At 68.3% G+C, this 18,701-nt stretch carries 20 protein-coding genes and 1 riboswitch; of the genes, 12 read left to right on the top strand and 8 right to left on the bottom strand.

Translation table 11 applies throughout. The annotated features are described in order from the left end of the window. Positions 1–71 precede the first annotated feature (71 nt). Positions 72–854 (top strand): FCD domain-containing protein, encoded by a 783-nt coding sequence (locus H6927_01785; GenBank protein MCP5216831.1) that lies wholly within the window; start codon positions 72–74, stop codon positions 852–854. An 18-nt stretch (positions 855–872) separates the two neighbouring features. Further along, the gene (locus tag H6927_01780; GenBank protein MCP5216830.1) at positions 873–1,919 is read left to right on the top strand and encodes a homocysteine S-methyltransferase family protein; all 1,047 of its coding nucleotides are present in this window, start codon (positions 873–875) and stop codon (positions 1,917–1,919) included. A 60-nt stretch (positions 1,920–1,979) separates the two neighbouring features. Here the strand turns inward: H6927_01780 and H6927_01775 are convergent, their stop codons facing one another. Together H6927_01775 and H6927_01770 are read right to left on the bottom strand one after the other, a co-directional pair. Further along, positions 1,980–2,876 (bottom strand): DMT family transporter, encoded by an 897-nt coding sequence (locus tag H6927_01775; GenBank protein MCP5216829.1) that lies wholly within the window; start codon positions 2,874–2,876, stop codon positions 1,980–1,982. A gap of 19 nt (positions 2,877–2,895) precedes the next feature. Beyond that, a complete protein-coding gene (locus tag H6927_01770; GenBank protein ID MCP5216828.1) occupies positions 2,896–4,146 on the bottom strand; it encodes a phospholipase A in 1,251 nt (416 codons plus the stop codon). Positions 4,147–4,372: 226 nt separating this feature from the next. On the opposite strand from H6927_01770, the gene H6927_01765 reads away from it, so the two are divergent. The 3 genes from H6927_01765 to metH all read left to right on the top strand — a co-directional run bounded on the left by H6927_01765 (position 4,373) and on the right by metH (position 8,970). Then, positions 4,373–4,825, top strand: coding sequence for a PACE efflux transporter (locus H6927_01765; GenBank protein ID MCP5216827.1), 453 nt, complete (start codon positions 4,373–4,375; stop codon positions 4,823–4,825). A 31-nt stretch (positions 4,826–4,856) separates the two neighbouring features. After that, the gene (locus H6927_01760; GenBank protein ID MCP5216826.1) at positions 4,857–6,059 is read left to right on the top strand and encodes a threonine ammonia-lyase; all 1,203 of its coding nucleotides are present in this window, start codon (positions 4,857–4,859) and stop codon (positions 6,057–6,059) included. Positions 6,060–6,107: 48 nt separating this feature from the next. Next, positions 6,108–6,208: riboswitch (S-adenosyl-L-homocysteine riboswitch) on the top strand. Between the two features lie 53 nt (positions 6,209–6,261). After that, positions 6,262–8,970, top strand: coding sequence for a methionine synthase (metH, locus tag H6927_01755; GenBank protein ID MCP5216825.1), 2,709 nt, complete (start codon positions 6,262–6,264; stop codon positions 8,968–8,970). 33 nt (positions 8,971–9,003) lie between these two features. On the opposite strand, the gene H6927_01750 is transcribed toward metH, so the two are convergent. The 5 genes from H6927_01750 to H6927_01730 are packed head-to-tail and all read right to left on the bottom strand — an operon-like array spanning position 9,004 to position 11,280. Then, positions 9,004–9,330, bottom strand: coding sequence for a hypothetical protein (locus H6927_01750; GenBank protein ID MCP5216824.1), 327 nt, complete (start codon positions 9,328–9,330; stop codon positions 9,004–9,006). Between the two features lie 52 nt (positions 9,331–9,382). Then, on the bottom strand, positions 9,383–9,556 hold the full coding sequence (locus H6927_01745) for a hypothetical protein (GenBank protein ID MCP5216823.1): 174 nt from the start codon (positions 9,554–9,556) through the stop codon (positions 9,383–9,385). Then, positions 9,543–10,226: a DUF799 domain-containing protein gene (locus H6927_01740; GenBank protein MCP5216822.1), complete on the bottom strand. Its 684-nt coding sequence runs from the start codon at positions 10,224–10,226 to the stop codon at positions 9,543–9,545. The genes H6927_01745 and H6927_01740 overlap by 14 nt, the downstream gene beginning before the upstream one ends. Next, a complete protein-coding gene (locus tag H6927_01735; protein MCP5216821.1) occupies positions 10,223–10,603 on the bottom strand; it encodes a DUF4810 domain-containing protein in 381 nt (126 codons plus the stop codon). Before H6927_01735 ends, H6927_01740 begins: the two co-directional genes overlap by 4 nt. Then, positions 10,600–11,280 (bottom strand): CsgG/HfaB family protein, encoded by a 681-nt coding sequence (locus tag H6927_01730; protein ID MCP5216820.1) that lies wholly within the window; start codon positions 11,278–11,280, stop codon positions 10,600–10,602. The genes H6927_01735 and H6927_01730 overlap by 4 nt, the downstream gene beginning before the upstream one ends. 214 nt (positions 11,281–11,494) lie before the next feature. Here H6927_01730 and H6927_01725 point away from each other — a divergent pair, with 214 nt between their 5' ends. The 5 genes from H6927_01725 to H6927_01705 all read left to right on the top strand — a co-directional run bounded on the left by H6927_01725 (position 11,495) and on the right by H6927_01705 (position 15,273). Further along, the gene (locus H6927_01725) at positions 11,495–11,992 is read left to right on the top strand and encodes a hypothetical protein (protein ID MCP5216819.1); all 498 of its coding nucleotides are present in this window, start codon (positions 11,495–11,497) and stop codon (positions 11,990–11,992) included. Positions 11,993–12,042: 50 nt separating this feature from the next. Next, positions 12,043–12,291 carry a ribbon-helix-helix protein, CopG family gene (locus H6927_01720; protein MCP5216818.1) on the top strand — a complete coding sequence of 83 codons (249 nt, stop codon included), beginning with the start codon at positions 12,043–12,045 and terminating at the stop codon, positions 12,289–12,291. Positions 12,292–12,303: 12 nt separating this feature from the next. After that, the gene (locus H6927_01715; protein ID MCP5216817.1) at positions 12,304–12,717 is read left to right on the top strand and encodes a type II toxin-antitoxin system VapC family toxin; all 414 of its coding nucleotides are present in this window, start codon (positions 12,304–12,306) and stop codon (positions 12,715–12,717) included. 64 nt (positions 12,718–12,781) lie between these two features. After that, positions 12,782–14,128, top strand: coding sequence for an argininosuccinate synthase (gene argG, locus H6927_01710; protein ID MCP5216816.1), 1,347 nt, complete (start codon positions 12,782–12,784; stop codon positions 14,126–14,128). Between the two features lie 386 nt (positions 14,129–14,514). Continuing rightward, positions 14,515–15,273: a TSUP family transporter gene (locus tag H6927_01705; GenBank protein MCP5216815.1), complete on the top strand. Its 759-nt coding sequence runs from the start codon at positions 14,515–14,517 to the stop codon at positions 15,271–15,273. A 9-nt stretch (positions 15,274–15,282) separates the two neighbouring features. Here the strand turns inward: H6927_01705 and alr are convergent, their stop codons facing one another. Beyond that, entirely contained in the window at positions 15,283–16,377 is a 1,095-nt protein-coding gene (gene alr / locus H6927_01700) for an alanine racemase (GenBank protein ID MCP5216814.1), read from the bottom strand. A gap of 162 nt (positions 16,378–16,539) precedes the next feature. Here alr and lplT point away from each other — a divergent pair, with 162 nt between their 5' ends. Together lplT and H6927_01690 are read left to right on the top strand one after the other, a co-directional pair. Continuing rightward, on the top strand, positions 16,540–17,826 hold the full coding sequence (gene lplT, locus H6927_01695; protein ID MCP5216813.1) for a lysophospholipid transporter LplT: 1,287 nt from the start codon (positions 16,540–16,542) through the stop codon (positions 17,824–17,826). After that, a complete protein-coding gene (locus H6927_01690) occupies positions 17,826–18,689 on the top strand; it encodes a DMT family transporter (protein ID MCP5216812.1) in 864 nt (287 codons plus the stop codon). Before lplT ends, H6927_01690 begins: the two co-directional genes overlap by 1 nt. Positions 18,690–18,701 lie beyond the last annotated feature (12 nt).

The following is an 18,701-nucleotide window of genomic DNA, read 5'->3' as shown; positions in this document are numbered from 1 at the left end:
TTATAAATTTCATCCGATTTTGTCATTGGTGATTCCCCCAATGGGTGGCGATGCGAGACAATGGCGGCCTGATGAGACTTGGGGATATGTCGAACAGCGTGCCCGCAGCCGATCGAACGGTGGCCGAGACGGCCTACCGGCACCTGCGCGGCGACCTGATCGCCGGGCGCTTCAAGCCCGGCGCGCGGCTGCGCATGAACGAGCTGCAAGCGTGCTACGGACTGGGGCTGAGCCCGCTGCGCGAAGCCTTGCTGCGCCTGGCCAGCGAAGGCTTCGTGATCTCGGAGGGGCAGCGCGGCTTTTCGGTCACGCCGGTTTCGCTGGGCGAGCTGAAAGACCTCACAAGCATGCGCCAGCGGATCGAGGCGATGGCTCTCACCGACGCCATCGCCAACGGCGACGCCGACTGGGAAGCGGCCATCATGGCGGCCTACCACCGTCTGGCTCGCGAGCCATTGCCCACGGATTCACGCGACACCGAGGCGACGCTGGGCTGGGAGCTCAAGCACCGCGCATTTCACGACGCGCTGGTGGCCGCCTGCGGCTCGCCCTGGCTGTTGCGCCTGCGCACCCAGCTGGCCGATCACTCCGAGCGCTATCTCGGTGCCCGCCTGTTCGATCGCCGGCCCGGCTCGGCGGCCCTGCCACCACGCCGGCGCGCGGCCGATGAGCATGGTGCGCTGATGCAGGCCGTCCTGGCGCACGATACCGCCAAAGCCCTGTCCCTGATGGATCAGCACATCGGCCGCACCGCGCAGGCGGCCGGGCAATGGCTGCAAGCGCCGCCCGCGCCATCCGCACCGGCTCGAAAGCGCGTGGCTTCTCACCGGCCCAGGGCGCACGCAACAAATTGAGCCTTTCTGGAACTGTCGATGAATTTACCCGCCTACACCCGCGCCCAGTCCTTGCCCGCCATCCTCCAGCAACGCCTGATCATTCTGGATGGCGCCATGGGCACCATGATCCAGCGCCTGAAGCTGACCGAGGCGCAGTACCGGGGCGAGCGCTTCAAGGACTTTCACAAGGACGTCAAGGGCAACAACGAGCTGCTGAGCCTGACGCAGCCGCAGTTCATCCGCGACATCCACGAGAAATACCTGGCTGCCGGCGCCGACCTGATCGAGACCAACACCTTCGGCGCCACCACCGTGGCGCAGGCCGACTACGACATGGCCCACCTGGCGCGCGAGATGAACGTGGCCTCGGCCCGGCTGGCGCGCGCGGCTTGCGACAAATACAGCACGCCCGACAAGCCGCGCTTCGTCGCCGGCGCTTTAGGCCCCACGCCCAAGACGGCCAGCATCAGCCCCGACGTGAACGACCCCGGCGCGCGCAACGTGGACTTCGAGACGCTGCGCGCCGCGTACTACGAGCAGGTGGAGGGACTGGTGGAGGGCGGCGCCGACGTGTTGCTGGTCGAGACCATCTTCGACACGCTCAACGCCAAGGCCGCGCTGTTTGCCATCGACGAGTTCTTCGAGAAGAGCGGCGAGCGCCTGCCGATCCTCATCAGCGGCACGGTGACCGATGCCTCGGGCCGCGTGCTGTCAGGCCAGACGGTGACCGCCTTCTGGTACAGCGTGCGCCACGCCCAGCCGCTGGCCGTGGGGCTGAACTGCGCCCTGGGCGCCGCGCTGATGCGCCCCTACATCCAGGAGCTGGCGCGCGCCGCGCCCGACACCTTCATCAGCTGCTACCCCAACGCCGGCCTGCCCAACCCCATGAGCGACACCGGCTTCGACGAAACGCCCGAAGTCACCAGCCGCCTGCTGCACGAGTTTGCCGCCGAGGGCCTGGTCAACATCGTGGGCGGCTGCTGCGGCACCACGCCCGATCACATCGGCGCCATCGCCCGCGAAGTGGGGCCGCTGGCGCCGCGCGGCGTGCAGGCGGCGGGGTTCTACAAAGAGGCGGCCTGATTCGGATTTAAGCGAAAACAGGATGCAGCCCGCACCGTTAAAGAGCAAGCAGCTATCGTTTCAGGAATTCGCGCTGCGCACCGCAGGCCGCAGCAGCACCGCGCCAATGGCCACCACCACGCAGGCCATGGCGGCCAGGTCCTGCCAGCTGGGCCATTCGCCCACGATCAGCGGGCTGCTCAGCACGCCCACCATGGGCACGGCCATCACGCTCATGGCGCTGGTGGATGAAGGCAGGGCGCGCGCCAGCGCAAACCAGATGGCCTGCGCCGCGCCGTAGTTGATCAGTACCGACCACACCAGGCTGGCCCACACCGGCGCGCTGAACTGCCAGCGCTGCGCCGGCTCCAGCAGCAGCGCCAGCGCCTCGATGACCACGGACGACAGCGCCATCATCCACACCACCAGGGTCTCGGCCGGCAGCGTCAGGTGCGCGCGGCGCATCCAGATGGTGCCCAGCGCCCAGCAGAAGGCGGCGGCCTGCATCCACACGATGCCGGCCGGGTTGCCCGTCAGGTGGCCCAGCTCGTTCCACAGCAGCAGCGTGATGCCGGCCAACACGGCGCCCACCGCCAGCGCCAGCCGCGCGGTAAAGCGCTCGCCATAGAACAGCACGCCCAGCAGCACCGCCCACACCGGCATGGTGAAGCCCAGGATCGCCGCGCGGCCCGCCGGCAGGTGCGCCACGCCGATGATGGCCAGCGCGTGCCAGCCCAGGATGTTGGGCGCGCCCAGCACCACCACGGCGCGCCATTCGGCCGCGCCGCGCGGCAGCAGGCGCAGCCCGCGCCAGCCGAACCAGGCCGCCAGCACCAGCGCCCCGCCGGCCATGGTGGCGGCGCGAAAGTGCAGCGGCGACATCTCGCGCAGCGAGATTTTCATGATGGGCCAGTTCAGGCCCCACATCAGCGTGAGCAGCAGCAGGCCGACGAGCTGGCGGCGCGACAGGGTGGGCATGCGGCGAGCTTAACGGGCATCAAAAGTCCACCAGGCTCAACCCGATCGAGAACACCGTGCGGCGGAAGTTGTAGTCCAGCAGGCTGTCGCCGTAGCCGTTGAAGACGGCCGCGTACAGGCGCAGGCCCGAGAAGCTGTTGCCCCAGCCGTTGCCCAGCGAGCGCGTCCATTCCAGCCGCCCCGAGCCGTAGCGGTTCAGCGCTCCGGTGTAGGTGGCGCGCAGGGTGTTCTGGGCGTTCACGTTCCAGGCCAGCGTCAGGTCGCCCCGGCCGATGTAGCGGCTGATGTCGGGGTTGTTGTCCTGCGCGCCGTGCTCGGGCAGGCGCTGCCACAGCCGCACCTGCGCGTTGAAGCGCTCGCCTTTTTCAAAGCCCGCCATCAGGTAGGCCCGGTTCCAGCTGCGCGACAGCGGGTCGCTCTGGCCGTTGGACTGGTGCGCCAGGCCCAGCCCCGAGTAACGCCACAGCCAGCCGGCGGGCAGCTGCAGCGTGGTGGGGTAGACGTAGATCAGCTCCGGCAGGTGGTCGGTGCTGCGAAACGGCCGCGACAGCCCGCTGTTGAACACCTGCCAGTACGACTGCTGGGTGTAGGCCGCCCACAGCGAATCGCGCAGCGTGCCGCCTGCGGGCGTGAACAGGCCGGAGGCCAGCTTGGTGCGCACCGACAGGGACAGGCGCATTTCGCGCCGCTGGTAGTCGAAGGGCGTGGTGACGCTGTTGATCGGGTTGGCCGACTGCGGCTGGCGATCGACGCGGTCGCCCACCGCCACCGAGGCGGTGGTGGGGTGAAACGAGCGCAGGCCGAAGGTCGGGCAGCTCGAGCCGGACTCCAGCTCCCAGAAGCGCGACAGCTCGGAAAACTGGCGGTCGCGGCAGCCCTGCTCCAGCCCCACGCCGACGATGCCGGCCGAGCCCGACACCGTGGCGCCCTCGGCGCGCTCGGGCTGGGTGGTGGCCAGGGCCTCGGCCACCTGGCCGCGCACGGCGGCTGCCGGCGCGCTGGGGGCCACGTTGCGCGTGGGCGAGGCCTGCACGGAGCGCTTCTTGTCCTCGATGGCCTGGACGAGTTCCTGCTGCGCGCGCGCCCAATCGTCGAAGCAGGCCAGGCGCGTCGCGTCGGGCTGGTCCAGGCAGGCCTGCCAGGCCAGGGCCGGTGCCAGCGAGGCCGGCACCGGCGGCGCCGCGGGAGCGGCGGGGGATTGCGCGCCACACAGGGCGGGGCAGGCGATGGACAGCAGGAAAGCGAGCTGCGTCGGGCGAAAACGGTGCATGCGAAAGACGGAGGGATCGAGCGGGCGCAGGCCGATGCGGCCCGGAGAAAAACGGAGTCGAAGGCCCGCCGCGCGCGGGCCATGGGCGCATTGTGGATGCTGCTGGCCGCGCCGCGCCGCCGCACTTGCATCCGCATGTGACGGCGCCCGCCGGGCCTGCGTCCGTGGCCCGCGGCCGAAAACCGCGCAACGCGGGGGTGCGGGCGCTTCGCTACAGTCAGGCCCCATGTCGGCTTCTCCTTCTCCCCTGCTGTTTCCGCTTCAGGGCCCGCGGCGGCGCGTGGCCTTCGTGACGATCTATGAGCTGATCGCCATTGTCGTGACCACCCTGGGCTTCATGGGGTTCACCGACTCGGGCGTTGCGCACTCGGGCGTGATCTCCGCCGTGTCATCGGCCATCGCCGTGGCCTGGAACGTCGGTTTCAACGCCCTGTTCGAGCGCTGGGAAAGCCGCCAGGCCCGGCGCGGGCGCAACCTGGCGCGGCGCGTGGCGCACGCCATTGGCTTCGAGGGCGGGCTGGCGCTGTTGTTGGTGCCGCTGTTTGCCTGGTGGTTCGACGTTGGCCTGTGGCAGGCGCTGGTGATGGACCTGGGGCTGATGCTGTTTTTCCTGGTCTACACCTTCGTTTTTAACTGGGGGTTCGACCACGTGTTCGGGCTGCCGGCGTCGGCGGTTTAGCGGCCTGCCCGCTTGCGCGCACAATCGCGCCATGCTGAGCTTGGCCGACATTCAACAAGCCGCCGCGCGGGTGCGCGGGCAGGTGCTGGAAACCCCTTGCGTGGAATCGCGCACGCTGTCCGAGCTGACGGGCGCGCAGGTGTTCCTCAAGTTCGAGAACCTGCAGTTCACCGCCAGCTTCAAGGAGCGCGGCGCCTGCAACAAGCTGGTGCAGCTGACGCCGGCCGAGCGCGCGCGCGGCGTGATCGCCATGAGCGCGGGTAACCACGCCCAGGGCGTGGCCTACCACGCGCAGCGCCTGGGCATCCCGGCCACCATCGTCATGCCCAGCTTCACGCCCGGCGTCAAGGTGGCGCGCACGCGCGGCTTCGGCGCGCAGGTGATCCTGCACGGCGCCACGCTGGAAGAGGCTTACACGCATGCCCGGCAGCTGGCCGACGCCCGGAACCTGGTGTTCGTGCACCCCTACAACGACGCCGCCATCATGGCCGGCCAGGGCACGGCCGCGCTGGAGATGCTGGCGCAGCAACCCGAACTGGATGCGCTGGTGGTGCCCGTCGGCGGCGGCGGGCTGATCGCCGGCATGGCCACCGCCGCCAAGGCCATCAAGCCCGGCATCACCGTGGTGGGGGTGCAGACGCGGCGCTTTCCGGCCATGGCCAACCTGATGCAGGGCACGCAGCTGGAGCAGGGCGTGAGCACCATTGCCGAGGGCATCGCCGTGGGCGCGCCGGGCCCCGAGTGCGTCGAGCTGATCCGTCGCCACGTGGACGACTTTTTGCTGGTGGACGAGGGCGACATCGAGCAGGCCATCGTGCTGCTGCTGGAGATCGAGAAAACCCTGGTCGAGGGGGCGGGCGCGGCCGCGCTGGCGGCCCTGCTCAAGCACCCGCAGCGCCTGGCGGGCAAGAAGGTGGGCATGGTGCTGTCGGGCGGCAACATCGACCCCATGCTGCTGGCCGCCATCATCGAGCGCGGCATGGTGCGCTCGGGCCGGCTGGTGCGCATCGTCGTCAGCACGCGCGACGTGCCCGGTTCGCTGGCGCGCATCACCGCCCTGGTGGCCGAGTGCGGCGCCAACGTGGACGAGGTGCACCACCAGCGCGCCTTCACCCTGCTGGCGGCGCAGAACGTCGAGATCGAGATGGTGCTGCAGACACGCGGGCACGAGCACGTGAAGGAGTTGCTGGAGCGCCTGCGCGGCGCCGGCCTGGAAGTGCGCCTGGTGCAGTGACCCCGCGGCGGCGCGCCGGTTGCGCTGCGCCTTAAAATCCAGGGCTTCGCTGCCAAGGAGCGTTGCAGCGGGCCCGCCAAGGTGAGACTTGGCGCGCGGCCCGTCAGGCTTGGCGGCCCGCTTGTGACTTGCAACGACGCTCACCTGAACGCGCCCTGCCGCAGGTGAGACCATGACTGCCCCCACACCCGAAGTCCCCCCGATGAAGCTGTCCGGCCTGGAGCCGGTGACCATTGGCGCGGGCAGCCTGTTCGTCAACATCGGCGAGCGCACCAACGTCACCGGCTCCAAGGCCTTTGCCCGCATGGTGCTGGCCGGCCAGTTCGAGGACGCGCTGGCGGTGGCGCGCCAGCAGGTCGAGAACGGCGCGCAGGTCATCGACGTCAACATGGACGAGGCCATGCTCGACAGCCAGGCGGCCATGGTGCGCTTTTTGAACCTGATCGGCTCCGAGCCCGACATCGCCAAGGTGCCGGTGATGGTGGACAGCTCCAAGTGGAGTGTGATCGAGGCCGGCCTGCGCTGCCTGCAGGGCAAGGGCATCGTCAACTCCATCAGCATGAAGGAGGGCGTCGATGAATTCAAACGCCAGGCCCGGCTGGTGCGCCGCTACGGCGCCGCCGCCGTGGTGATGGCCTTCGACGAGCAGGGCCAGGCCGACACCTTCGAGCGCAAGACCACCATCTGCGAGCGCGCCTACCGCGTGCTGGTGGACGAGGTGGGCTTTGCGCCCGAGGACATCATCTTCGACCCCAACATCTTCGCCATCGCCACCGGCATCGAGGAACACGCCAACTACGCGGTGGACTTCATCGAGGCCACGCGCTGGATCAAGCAGCACCTGCCTGGCGCCAAGGTGTCGGGGGGGGTCAGCAACGTGTCCTTCAGCTTTCGCGGCAACGACCCGGTGCGCGAGGCCATCCACACCGTGTTCCTCTACCACGCCATCCGGGCGGGCATGGACATGGGCATCGTCAACGCCGGCATGGTGGGCGTGTACGACGAGCTGGAGCCCGAGCTGCGCGAGCGCGTGGAGGACGTGGTGCTCAACCGCCGCCCCGACGCGGCCGAGCGCCTGCTGGAGATTGCCGAGCAGGCCAAGGGCAATGCCAAGGACGACAGCAAGAAGCTGGAGTGGCGCAGCGGCACCGTGCAGGAGCGCCTGTCGCACGCGCTGGTGCACGGCATCACCGACTTCGTGGTGGCCGACACCGAGGAGTGCTATCAGCAGATCGCCGCCGCCGGCGGGCGCCCGCTGCAGGTCATCGAAGGCCCGCTGATGGACGGCATGAACGTGGTGGGCGATCTGTTTGGCGCCGGCAAGATGTTTTTGCCGCAGGTGGTCAAGAGCGCGCGCGTGATGAAGCAGGCCGTGGCCCACCTGCTGCCCTACATCGAGGCCGAGAAGGCCGCCCTGCAGGCCGCCGGCAGCGACGTGCGCAGCAAAGGCAAGCTGGTGGTGGCTACCGTCAAGGGCGACGTGCATGACATCGGCAAGAACATTGTCACCGTGGTCTTGCAGTGCAACAACTTCGAGGTGACCAACATGGGCGTGATGGTGCCCTGCCACGAGCTGCTGGCCAAGGCCAAGGAGGTGGGCGCCGACATGGTGGGCGTGAGCGGCTTGATCACCCCTAGCCTGGAAGAGATGCAGTACGTGGCCGCCGAGATGCAGAAGGACGAATACTTCCGCAGCCGCAACATTCCGTTGCTGATCGGCGGCGCCACCACCAGCCGCGTGCACACCGCCGTCAAGATCGCGCCGCACTACGACGGCCCCGTGGTCTACGTGCCCGACGCCTCGCGCAGCGTGGGCGTGGCGCAAAGCCTGCTGGGCGATGGCGCCCAGAAGTTCATCGACGAGTTGCGCGCCGACTACGCCCACGTGCGCGACCTGCACGCCCGCAAGAAGAAGCAACCGCTGTGGCCGCTGGCCAAGGCCCGCGCCAACAAGACGGCCATCGACTGGGCGCACTACACGCCGCCCGTGCCCAAGTTCATCGGCCGGCGCGTGTTCATGAACATCGACCTGGCTGAGTTGGTGCGCTTCATGGACTGGACGCCGTTCTTCCAGACCTGGGACCTGGCCGGCAAATTCCCCGCCATCCTCAGCGACGACGTGGTGGGCGCCGAGGCCACCCGCGTCTACAACGACGCGCAGGCCATGCTGAAAAACATCGTCGAGCACCGCTGGCTCACGGCCAACGCCGTCATCGGCCTGTGGCCCGCCAACAGCGTGCGCGACGACGACATCGAGCTGTACGCCGACGAATCGCGGCAAGGCGTGGTGCTGACCTGGCATGGCCTGCGCCAGCAGACCGAAAAGCAGGAAGACGCCGACGGCCGGCTGCGCCCCAGCCGCTGCCTGGCCGATTTCATTGCCCCAAGCCAGAGCGGCGTGCGCGACTACATCGGCGCCTTCGCCTGCACGGCCGGCATCGGCGCGCGCGAGAAGATCGCCGAGTTCATCGCCGCGCACGACGACTACAGCGCCATCACCTTCGAGGCCCTGGCCGACCGCCTGGCCGAGGCCTGCGCCGAATGGCTGCACCACCGCGTGCGCACCGACCTGTGGGGCTTCGTGCCCGACGAGCGCTTCTCGAAAGAAGAGATGATCGACGAGAAGTACCAGGGCATCCGCCCCGCCCCCGGCTACCCCGCCTGCCCCGACCACCGTATCAAGCAGCCGCTGTTTGCGCTGCTGGGCGCCGCCGACGTCGGCATGCAGGTCACCGAAAGCTTTGCCATGCAGCCGGGCGCCAGCGTCAGCGGCTTTTACTTCAGCCACCCGGCCAGCACCTACTTCAACGTCGGCCCCATCGACGACAGCCAGGCCGAGGACATGGCGGCGCGCAGCGGGGTGGATGCGGCGGCGGTCAAGCGGGCGCTGGGGCCGAATCTGGGCTTGTAGCAGCCCGGCGGCCTTTCGGGGGCACCGACCTCTTCAGGCCTGCCAGACGCCGAATCCCGCCGAGCGCAGATCGATCCCGATCTCGACCTCGCGCTCCACCGCTTCGGCGTAGCTCATGGGGTTGAAGCCTTCGTACAGGTCGGGCAGCAAACGCAAACCGTATTGCTGCACGAAGCGGTTGGCCTGAATGCCGGCCTTGTGCTTGTCGAAACGCAGGTCGGGGTTCAGGCCCGTCATGCCGACATACACGCAGGGTTTGCCGTCCACATAGCCCGGGTTGTTCTTGCGAAAACGCGGCTCCTGCAGCACGGCCCTGGACAGCTCGACGACATAGACGTGGTGGTGCGGGCGGCGGGGCATGGGGCGATGATGGTGCCTGAGCTCTGGGCGCCCTGTCCATTCCCGGGCACCCTCACTTCCTGGCGTTGGCGCCTTGCCTGAGCACCACGAAGGCTTCGTCGCCCTGGCGGTCGTGGTGGAAGATGAAAGGCTGGCCCTTGAAAACCATGACCGCCGGAAAGCGTGTCGGTGCCCGGCCACCTGTCGCCCGCGCGATGACCTGCAGCGCCTGCTCAGGGCTTGCCATCCGCCGCGTATTTTGGTGAGCGGGGACCATACAGCAGCCCGTACGGTTGACCCGCCGTCAACAGCTGCGCATTGGCTCTGGCCGCCACATCCACGCTGCGATCGGTGGCCGTGGCCACGATTTGATTGATCACCGCGCCCAGCAGCAGGCCCGCCACGCCACCCCCGGCATTGCTGCTTTGCCTGTCGAGTGCCACGGCATGGCCGCTCCACAGCTTGTCACCCGTGCGCAAATCGATCAGGCGGGCATTCAACTCCACCTTGGTGTCGTTCTGGACCACGGCATAGACCGTTCCGTATTGCTGCACTTCGAGATACAGGGCGGCATCGGCCCCGAAGATGGAGCGCAGCTTTTCCACCGGCAGATCCTGGGCATCGTGGGCGGTGTGAATGCCGTTTTGCCGGAACATTTCGTCCGTCACGGCCACAGGCAGCACGTAGTAGCCCGATTCGGCCAATGGCTGCGTGGCGCTGGCCAGCACGCCGGCCGGGGCTGTGACTTCGGGCGTGGGGTTCAAGGGCGGCAGGATCAGAATCGATGCAGGCTTGGCGGCGCGCAAGGCGGTGTAGTCATACGAAGATGCCGGCTTGGTCGCACACCCCACCATCAGCGCGGCAACCATCAGGCTGCCCAGCCAGGCCATGCCTCGTTGAGTTGAGCGAGTCGTCATGGTTTGGCTTTTCCTTTGAAAGTGCGCAGAAGGAAGTCCATGAATGACGTGGACTCCGGGAAGCTGGCCTTTTCAGCGGCCATGTTTTCAGCGCTTTGGTCGGGTTGCCCCGCCTTCGCGTACAGCATGCCCAGATGGGCGCGATAGCCCGGTGGCAGCGCCTTGCCTTCGAGCTCCATCTTCTGCCGCGCCGTCTCGAGCTTGGCAATTTGCTCGGCCGGATCGAGCTCGCCCTGGCTCTTGAGGTAGGCATAGACCTGTGGCTGGTAGTCATTCCAGCCGCCATACATCGGCTGGGTTCCGGCGCAACCGACCATCAGCGCAAGCGCGCAAACACCCGCGCCCCAGCGGGCTGTGATTGCAAGGATGCGGTTCATTGCACCGCTCCCCATTGACCCGACTCCAGGCCTTCGGCCAGCCGGTCCACGGCCTCGCGGATGGCCAGGTCGAGCACCTTCCCGTTCAGGGTGGAGTCATAGCCCGCGTGGGTGCCAAAGCCGACAATCTCGCGGCTGGACAGGCTGTATTCGCCAGCACCCTGCGCGGCATACGCAACTTCGCCGGTTTGCACGCGCACCACGTTGACGCTGACCTTGGCGTAGGCCACCAGCTCCTTGCCCCGACCCAGCACGCCAAACAACTGGCGGTCACCCACTTCCTTGCGGCCAAACTCGCTGATGTCGCCTGTAATCACGAACGGGGCGCCCTTGAGTGTCTGCGTCTGGTTCAAAAGCGCAGCCTCCTGCTTGGTCTCCGTCAGGTTGGTGCGATCCAGCACGTTGAAACGGCCGCTTTGGCGCAACTGCGTGACCAAGATGGTCTGGGCCTGCCCGCCCAGACGGTCGACGCCGTCCGTGAAAATCCCCCGCAAGAAGCTGGATTGGTTGGCAAATTTGCCCACCGAGACCGGCATGCGCGGGCCTTGGTAGGCCCGCGTGGATGCGACGGGCTTGGGCGTGTCGAGCGCGCGCGACTGCTCGGTCGTCACGCACCCGGTGGTGGCCGATGCGATGGCGACGATGACAGCCATCGTGCGAAAAATGGAACGGTTCATGTGCTTTGACGAAAAAATTCAATCCTTACAAAATATACAAGGAGAAAAATCGCGTCCTGCGAGGGCTCGGCGGCATGGACCGAAATACCAGGGCTTCGTGAATTTTTCCTCGGCATGCGCGGCCTCCGGTTCATGGGTGGCCCGCCAGGGTGGCCGCAAGAAGAGACGGTGCTGGCATATATTGCGCACACCCCAGTCAATCCAGGAGAAAGCCATGTCCCTCGCCGACCTGTTGCAGCAAATCGTGGGTGGTGCCGGCCAGCCCAGCGCCAGCCAGCTCGACCAGATCACGCAGACCGCCAGCAAGGGCGACCTGCAAGGCGGCGTGAGCGCGGCGCTGCGCTCGGACCAGACGCCCGATCTGTCGCAGATCGTCTCGCAGATGTTCGGCCAGGCCAGCCCCGAACAGCAGGCCGCCATCCTCAACACCATCACCGAAAAGCTGGGCCCCGGCGCGCTGGCCGGCGTGGCCGGCGGCGTGCTGTCGGGCCACGAGGGCACGGACACCCCGCAGGTGTCCGTCGCCAAGGCCGGCACCGTCACGCCCGACCAGGTGCGCGACGTGGTGGTGTCGGCACAAAAGCAGGAGCCCGGCCTGCTCGACCGCATCGGCGGCATCTATGCCGAGCACCCCGATCTGATCAAGACCCTGGGCGCCGGCGCGCTGGCCATTGCGCTGGCGCACATGAAGAACAACATCGGGCGCCGCTGACGGTTCAATCGCTCTTGTAATACGCGTCGGCAGAGCGTATTATGAGCGGCATGAACACGCTGACGATCAAGATTCCGCCCGATCTGCTGATGGCCCTGGACGCCGTAGCGGCGCGTGCGCATCAGACGCGCTCGGACGTGGTGCGCCAGGCCTTGCACGCACTGGTGCAGCAGGAAGAAGCGACAGCGCCTGCCAACAAGCTGCTGGGCGCCCTGCCCGATCTGGTGGGCTGCTTTGGCGGCGGGCCCAGGGATCTGTCCAGCAACCCGGCGCATCTGGCCGAGTTCGGCAAACACTGATCCGCCGCACCCATGCATGTGCTGCTGGACACGGGCCCGTGGGTGGCCCTGCTGTGCCGCGACGACGGTTACCACGCCTGGAGCCGTGCGCAGTGGGCCCTGCTCGATCAGCCGGTGCTGACCTGCGAGGCGGTGGTGGCCGAAACCTGCTTTTTGCTGGCCCGCCACGGCTTTGACCCGGCCGCCGCGCTCAAGATGCTGGAGCGGGGAGTGGTTCGCATCGGCTTCGACGTGCAGGAGCAGATGGCCTCGGTGCGGGCGCTGTTCGAGCGCTACGACAACGTACCCGCCTCGCTGGCCGATGCCTGCCTGCTTCGCATGAGCGAGCTGCACGAGCCGAGCAAGGTGTTCACCCTCGATCGAGATTTTCAAATCTACCGCCGGCATGGCCGGCGCACCGTTCCCGTCATCAGCCCCTGGGCTTGAGACAAAAGCCAGCGACAATCCAGGTTTTCGTCTGCGCCGCGCTGGCGGCACCTGCATCGCCCACTTGCCCATGTCCAACACCATCCTCCAAACGCTCCCCGCCGGCCAGAAGGTCGGCATCGCCTTCTCGGGCGGCCTGGACACCAGCGCCGCCCTGCTGTGGATGCGCCAGAAGGGCGCCGTGCCCTACGCCTACACCGCCAACCTGGGCCAGCCCGACGAGGACGACTACGACGCCATCCCGCGCAAGGCCCTGGCTTACGGCGCCGAGCAGGCCCGCCTGGTCGACTGTCGCGCCCAGCTGGCGCATGAAGGCATTGCCGCCCTGCAGTGCGGGGCCTTTCATGTGCAGACCGCCGGCGCCACCTACTTCAACACCACGCCGCTGGGCCGCGCCGTGACCGGCACCATGCTGGTCAATGCGATGAAGGACGATGACGTCAACATCTGGGGCGATGGCAGCACGTTCAAGGGCAATGACATCGAGCGCTTTTACCGCTACGGCCTGCTGGCCAACCCGGCGCTGAAGATCTACAAGCCCTGGCTGGACCAGCGCTTCATCGACGAGCTGGGCGGCCGCAAGGAAATGTCCGAATTCATGCAGAAGTCGGGTTTTGACTACAAGATGTCGGCAGAAAAGGCCTATTCGACCGACTCCAACATGCTGGGCGCCACCCACGAGGCCAAGGACCTGGAGTTCCTGAACAGCGGCATCCGCATCGTCAAGCCCATCATGGGCGTGGCCTTCTGGAAGCCCGAGGTGGAGGTCAAGGCCGAGGAAGTGCGCGTGCGTTTTGCCGAAGGCCAGCCCGTGGCCCTGAACGGCCGCGAATTCGCCGACCCGGTCGAGCTGATGCTGGAGGCCAACCGAATCGGCGGGCGCCACGGCCTGGGCATGAGCGACCAGATCGAAAACCGCATCATCGAGGCCAAGAGCCGCGGCATCTACGAAGCCCCCGGCATGGCCCTGCTGCACATCGCCTACGAGCGGCTGATCAGCGGCATCCACAACGAGGACACCATCGAGCAGTACCGCATCAACGGCCTCAAGCTGGGCCGCTTGCTGTACCAGGGCCGCTGGTTCGACCCGCAGGCCATCATGCTGCGCGAATCGGCCCAGCGCTGGGTGGCGCGCGCCGTCACCGGCGAGGTCACGCTGGAGCTGCGCCGCGGCAACGACTACAGCCTGCTCAACACCGAATCGCCCAACCTGACCTACGCGCCCGAGCGCCTGTCGATGGAAAAGGTGGAGGACGCGCCGTTCAGCCCGCTCGACCGCATCGGCCAACTCACCATGCGCAACCTGGACATCACCGACACCCGCGGCAAGCTGGCGGTGTATGCCCGAAGCGGCTTGCTGGAGCTGGGCGCCGGCTCCATGCTGCCGCAGATCGGACACGAAAAACGCTGATCTGAATGCTTAACGTTTCATTTATGACTTGGCCATCTCGCCATCAGAAATGAACCCAGGCCTTGAATTCGGGCAAGTCCCGATGGTCAAGGCCTTGCGGCATCGATAAAGTCACAGGTTATCGGTGCTGCCGCCCCCCGGGCCTGGCACCACGAGGGGCCGAGGAGACAAACCGACCTCCAACAACAGCAACAAGATCAGCCGACAGACCGAGCGACAGTTCAAACCGGTCTGCATTTTTTTCCAGGGCGCCCCAGGGCGCCCTTTGTTTTGGGCCGACGGCTGCCGGCCCATGGCCAATCGCGGACAATCGGGGCCTTGGCCTGCGCCGGTGGCGCACCGTTTTCCAGCGCGGGCTCGATCTCTTTTCTGACCCCCCTTTCCCCATGGACTTGCTGATCGTCGCGGCCGCATCGCTGCTGGCCGGGCTGGTGGACTCGATCGTCGGTGGCGGCGGCCTGATCCTGATCCCGGCCCTGTTCGCCACCTACCCCGGCGCCGCGCCCGCCACGCTGTTCGGCACCAACAAGAGCGCCTCGGTCTGGGGCACCAGCATCGCCACCGTGCAGTACGCGCGCCGCGTGCAGATGCGCTGGCGGGTGATGGGGCCGGCGGCGGGGGCGGCCTTCGTCGGCTCGTTCGTGGGCGCCTGGGTGGTGACGGTGATCGACCCGGCCTTCCTGCGCAAGCTGCTGCCGGTGATCCTGCTGGCCGTGCTGCTCTACACCCTGGCCAAGAAGGACCTGGGCCGCGTGCACGCGCCGCGCCACGACGTGCGCCGCGAAACCCTGCTGGCTTGCGGCATCGGGCTGGTCCTGGGCTGGTACGACGGCTTTTTCGGCCCCGGCACCGGCAGCTTCTTCATCTTTCTGTTCGTGCGTCTGCTGGGCTATGACTTCATTAACGCCTCGGCCTCGGCCAAGCTGCTGAACGTGGCCACCAACATCGCCGCCATTGCCCTGTTTGCGTCCAAGGGCCACATCTGGTGGCAGGTGGGCGCCGTGCTGGCCGTGGCCAACGTGGCCGGCAGCCTGATCGGCACGCGCCTGGCGCTCAAGCACGGCGCGGGCTTCGTGCGCGGGGTGTTCATCGTGGTGGTGGGGGTACTGATCCTGAAAACGGGGTACGACGCGTTTTTGCGCTGATTGCCGTCATCAGTCCACCGTCACCGGCACCCGCAGCGCCAGCGCGCACATCAGCTCGTAGCCGATGGTGCCGGCGGCCTGCGCCACCTCGTCGATGGGCAACACGGCGCCGTGGCTTGAACGGCCCCACAGCGTGACCTCGCTGCCCGGCCCGGCCTGCGGTACGGGGCTCAGGTCGACTGCCAGCATGTCCATGCTGACTCGGCCCAGGGTGCGGGTGCGCACGCCGTCCACCAGCACCGGCGTGCCGGTGCCGGCGTGGCGCGGGTAGCCGTCGGCGTAGCCGCAGGCCACGGTGCCGACGCGCATGGGCGCGGGGGCGGTGAAGCTGGAGCCGTAGCCCACGGTGTCGCCGGCGGCCAGTTGCTGCACCGCCAGCAAGCGGGCGTTCAGGCTCATGGCCGGCTGCAGGCCCCAGTGCTCGGCACTGTGCACGGGGTGGTCGGGCGAGCCGCCGTAGGCCGCGATGCCGGGGCGCACCCAGTCGGCGCGCACGGCGGTCTCGTGGCCGTGGCGCAGGGTGGCGGCGCTGTTGCACACGCTGCGCTCGCCGGGCAGGCCGTCGGTGACGCGCTCGAACACGGCCCACTGCGCGGTGATGTCCCTGGCGTCGTCCGCGTCGGCAAAGTGCGTCATCAGTGCGATCTCGTCGACCTGGGGCAGCGCCGACAGGCGGGCGTGGGCGGCGCGAAAGCGCTCGGGCGTGAAGCCCAGGCGGTTCATGCCCGAGTTGAGCTTGAGGAACACGCGGTGCGGTGCGTGCGTCTTGTGCATGGCCAGCCAGTCGATCTGCGCGTCGCAGTGCACGGTGTGCCACAGGTTCAGGCGTGAACACAGCTCGAGATCGCGCGGCTCGAACACGCCTTCCAGCAGCAGGATGGGCCCGCGCCAGCCCAGCGCGCGCACGCGCTCGGCCTCGGCCAGGTCGATCAGGGCAAAGCCGTCGGCGCCGCGCAGGCCTTCGTAGGCGCGCTCGATGCCGTGGCCGTAGGCGTTGGCCTTGACGACGGCCCATAGGCGCGCGCCCGGGGCGGCGGCGCGCAGGCGCGCCAGGTTGTGGCGCAGCGCGCCGGTGTGGATGGTGGCCTGGATGGGGCGGGGCATGGCGGCGGGTGGACAATGGCGGATGGCCGCCGATTTTGGCACCCGCCCGCGTGCGTGTGGGCCCGCATCATGCGCGCGAGGGCGCGTGCTATAACCCGCCACCTTGCCAGGTTACGAATTGTTGTCGTCCCGTCTCACTCCCGCTCTCCCACCCCCATCCCGATGAAGCGCGGCTTCTACACCATCATGGCCGCGCAGTTCTTCAGCTCGCTGGCCGACAACGCGCTGTTCGTCGCGGCAGTCGAGATGCTGCGCCGCAGCGGCGCCACCGACTGGCAGCAGGCCGCGCTGGTGCCCATGTTCGCGCTGTTCTACGTGCTGCTGGCGCCCTGGGTGGGGGCGTTTGCCGACTCGCGGCCCAAGGGCTGGGTGATGTTTCTCAGCAATGCCATCAAGATCGTCGGCTGCGTGCTGATGCTGTTCGGCGGCCACCCGCTGCTGGCCTACGCCGTCGTCGGCCTGGGCGCGGCGGCGTATTCGCCGGCCAAGTACGGCATCCTGACCGAGCTGCTGCCGCCCTCGCAACTGATCAAAGCCAACGGCTGGATCGAGGGGCTGACCATTGCCTCCATTATCCTGGGCGTGGTGCTGGGCGGCCAGCTGGTCAGCCCGCGCCTGTCGGACTGGCTGCTCAGCTTCGACGTGCCCTGGATCGACACCGGTATCGACAAGCCCGCCGAGGCGGCCATTGCCGGCCTGGTGTTCGTCTACGCCATCGCCGCCGCCATCAACCTGTGGATTCCGCGCACCGGCGTGAAGATGCGGCGCCTGCCGCGGCGCGCCATGTGGCTGCTGCTGCCCGACTTCTGGCGCTGCAACCGCCGCCTGTGGCACGACCGCCTGGGGCAGATCGCGCTGGCCACCACCACCCTGTTCTGGGGCGTGTCGGGCAACATGCGCTACATCGTGCTGGCCTGGGCCGCCGTGGCGCTGGGCTACGGCACCACCGCGGCGTCCAACCTGGTGGGCGTGGTGGCCCTGGGCACGGCGGCGGGCGCGGTGGCGGCGTCGATGTGGGTGCGGCTGGACCGCGCCACCGCCGTGCTGCCGCTGGGCCTGCTGATGGGGGCGCTGGTGGCGGCCATGGTGCTGGTGCGGCACCTGGGCGTGGCGGTGCCCTTTCTGGTTTTGCTGGGCGCGCTGGGCGGCTACATCGTGGTGCCCATGAACGCGCTGCTGCAGCACCGCGGCCACAACCTGATGGGGTCGGGGCGCTCCATCGCGGTGCAGAACTTCAACGAGCAGGCGGCCATCCTGGTGCTGGGCGCCTTCTACAGCGCGGCCACCGGTCTGGGCCTGCCGGCCTTCGGCGCCATCGTGCTGTTCGGCGCCGTGGTGGTGGTCATGATGGCGCTGATTCGCCACTGGCACCACCACAACCAGCGCCACCACACGGCCGAGCTGGAGCGCCTTTTGGATTTGGCGCGCAGCGACCGGCTGCATCACTGATGGCAACGCCGACCGGCACCCTGGGCCCGGCGCTGGCCCTGCTGCTGAACGCCTCGGTCTGGGGCCTGGCCTGGCTGCCGTTCAAGGCGCTGCAGGCGCGCGGCCTGCACCCGGTGTGGGCCACGGCTTTCGTCTACGTGCTGGCGCTGGCGGCGCTGCTCGCGTGGCGCCCGCAGGGCGCGCGGGCGCTGGCGCAAAACCCGCGCCTGTGGGGCCTGGCGGCGGCGGCGGGGCTGACCAACGTGTGCTTCAACTGGGCCATCACGGCGGGGGACGTGGTGCGCGTCACGCTGCTGTTCTACCTGATGCCGGTGTGGTCCATCGGCCTGGCCTGGCTGCTGGTGGGCGAGCGGCCCACGCGCGCCGCGCTGGGGCGCCTGCTGCTGGCGCTGGCGGGCGTGGCCCTGGTGCTGTGGCGCCCCGGATCGGCCTGGCCGCTGCCCCAGGGTGGCGCCGACTGGCTGGCGCTGGCGGGCGGCTTTTGCTTTGCGCTGACCAACGCGCTGGTGCGCCGCTGGCGCGACACGCCGGAGGACGGGCGCGCGCTGGCCATGTTCTGCGGCGGCCTGGCCATGGCCGGCGGCCTGGCGCTGGGCGGCGTCGCGGGCGGGCCGCTGCCGGCGCCGTCGGCCAGCTGGCTGCCCTGGATCGGGGTGCTGGCCGCGGGCTTTCTGGGCGGCAACCTGGCGCTGCAGTACGGCGCGGCGTGCCTGAAGGCGCAGGTGACGGCGCTGCTGATGCTGTCGGAGGTGGTGATTGCCACCGGCTCGTCCTTCGTGCTGGGCGCGGCGCACCCCACGCCCATGGTGTGGCTGGGCGGCGCGCTGATCATGCTGACCGCGCTGCTGGCGGTGCGGCACTGAGGTTTCGAATCA

Source organism: Burkholderiaceae bacterium, assembly GCA_024235995.1.
In the GTDB taxonomy this organism is placed as follows: Bacteria; Pseudomonadota; Gammaproteobacteria; order Burkholderiales; family Burkholderiaceae_C; genus Ottowia.
The sequence above is the reverse complement of the archived record's forward strand: the minus strand, read 5'-3'. Positions and strand labels throughout refer to the sequence as shown.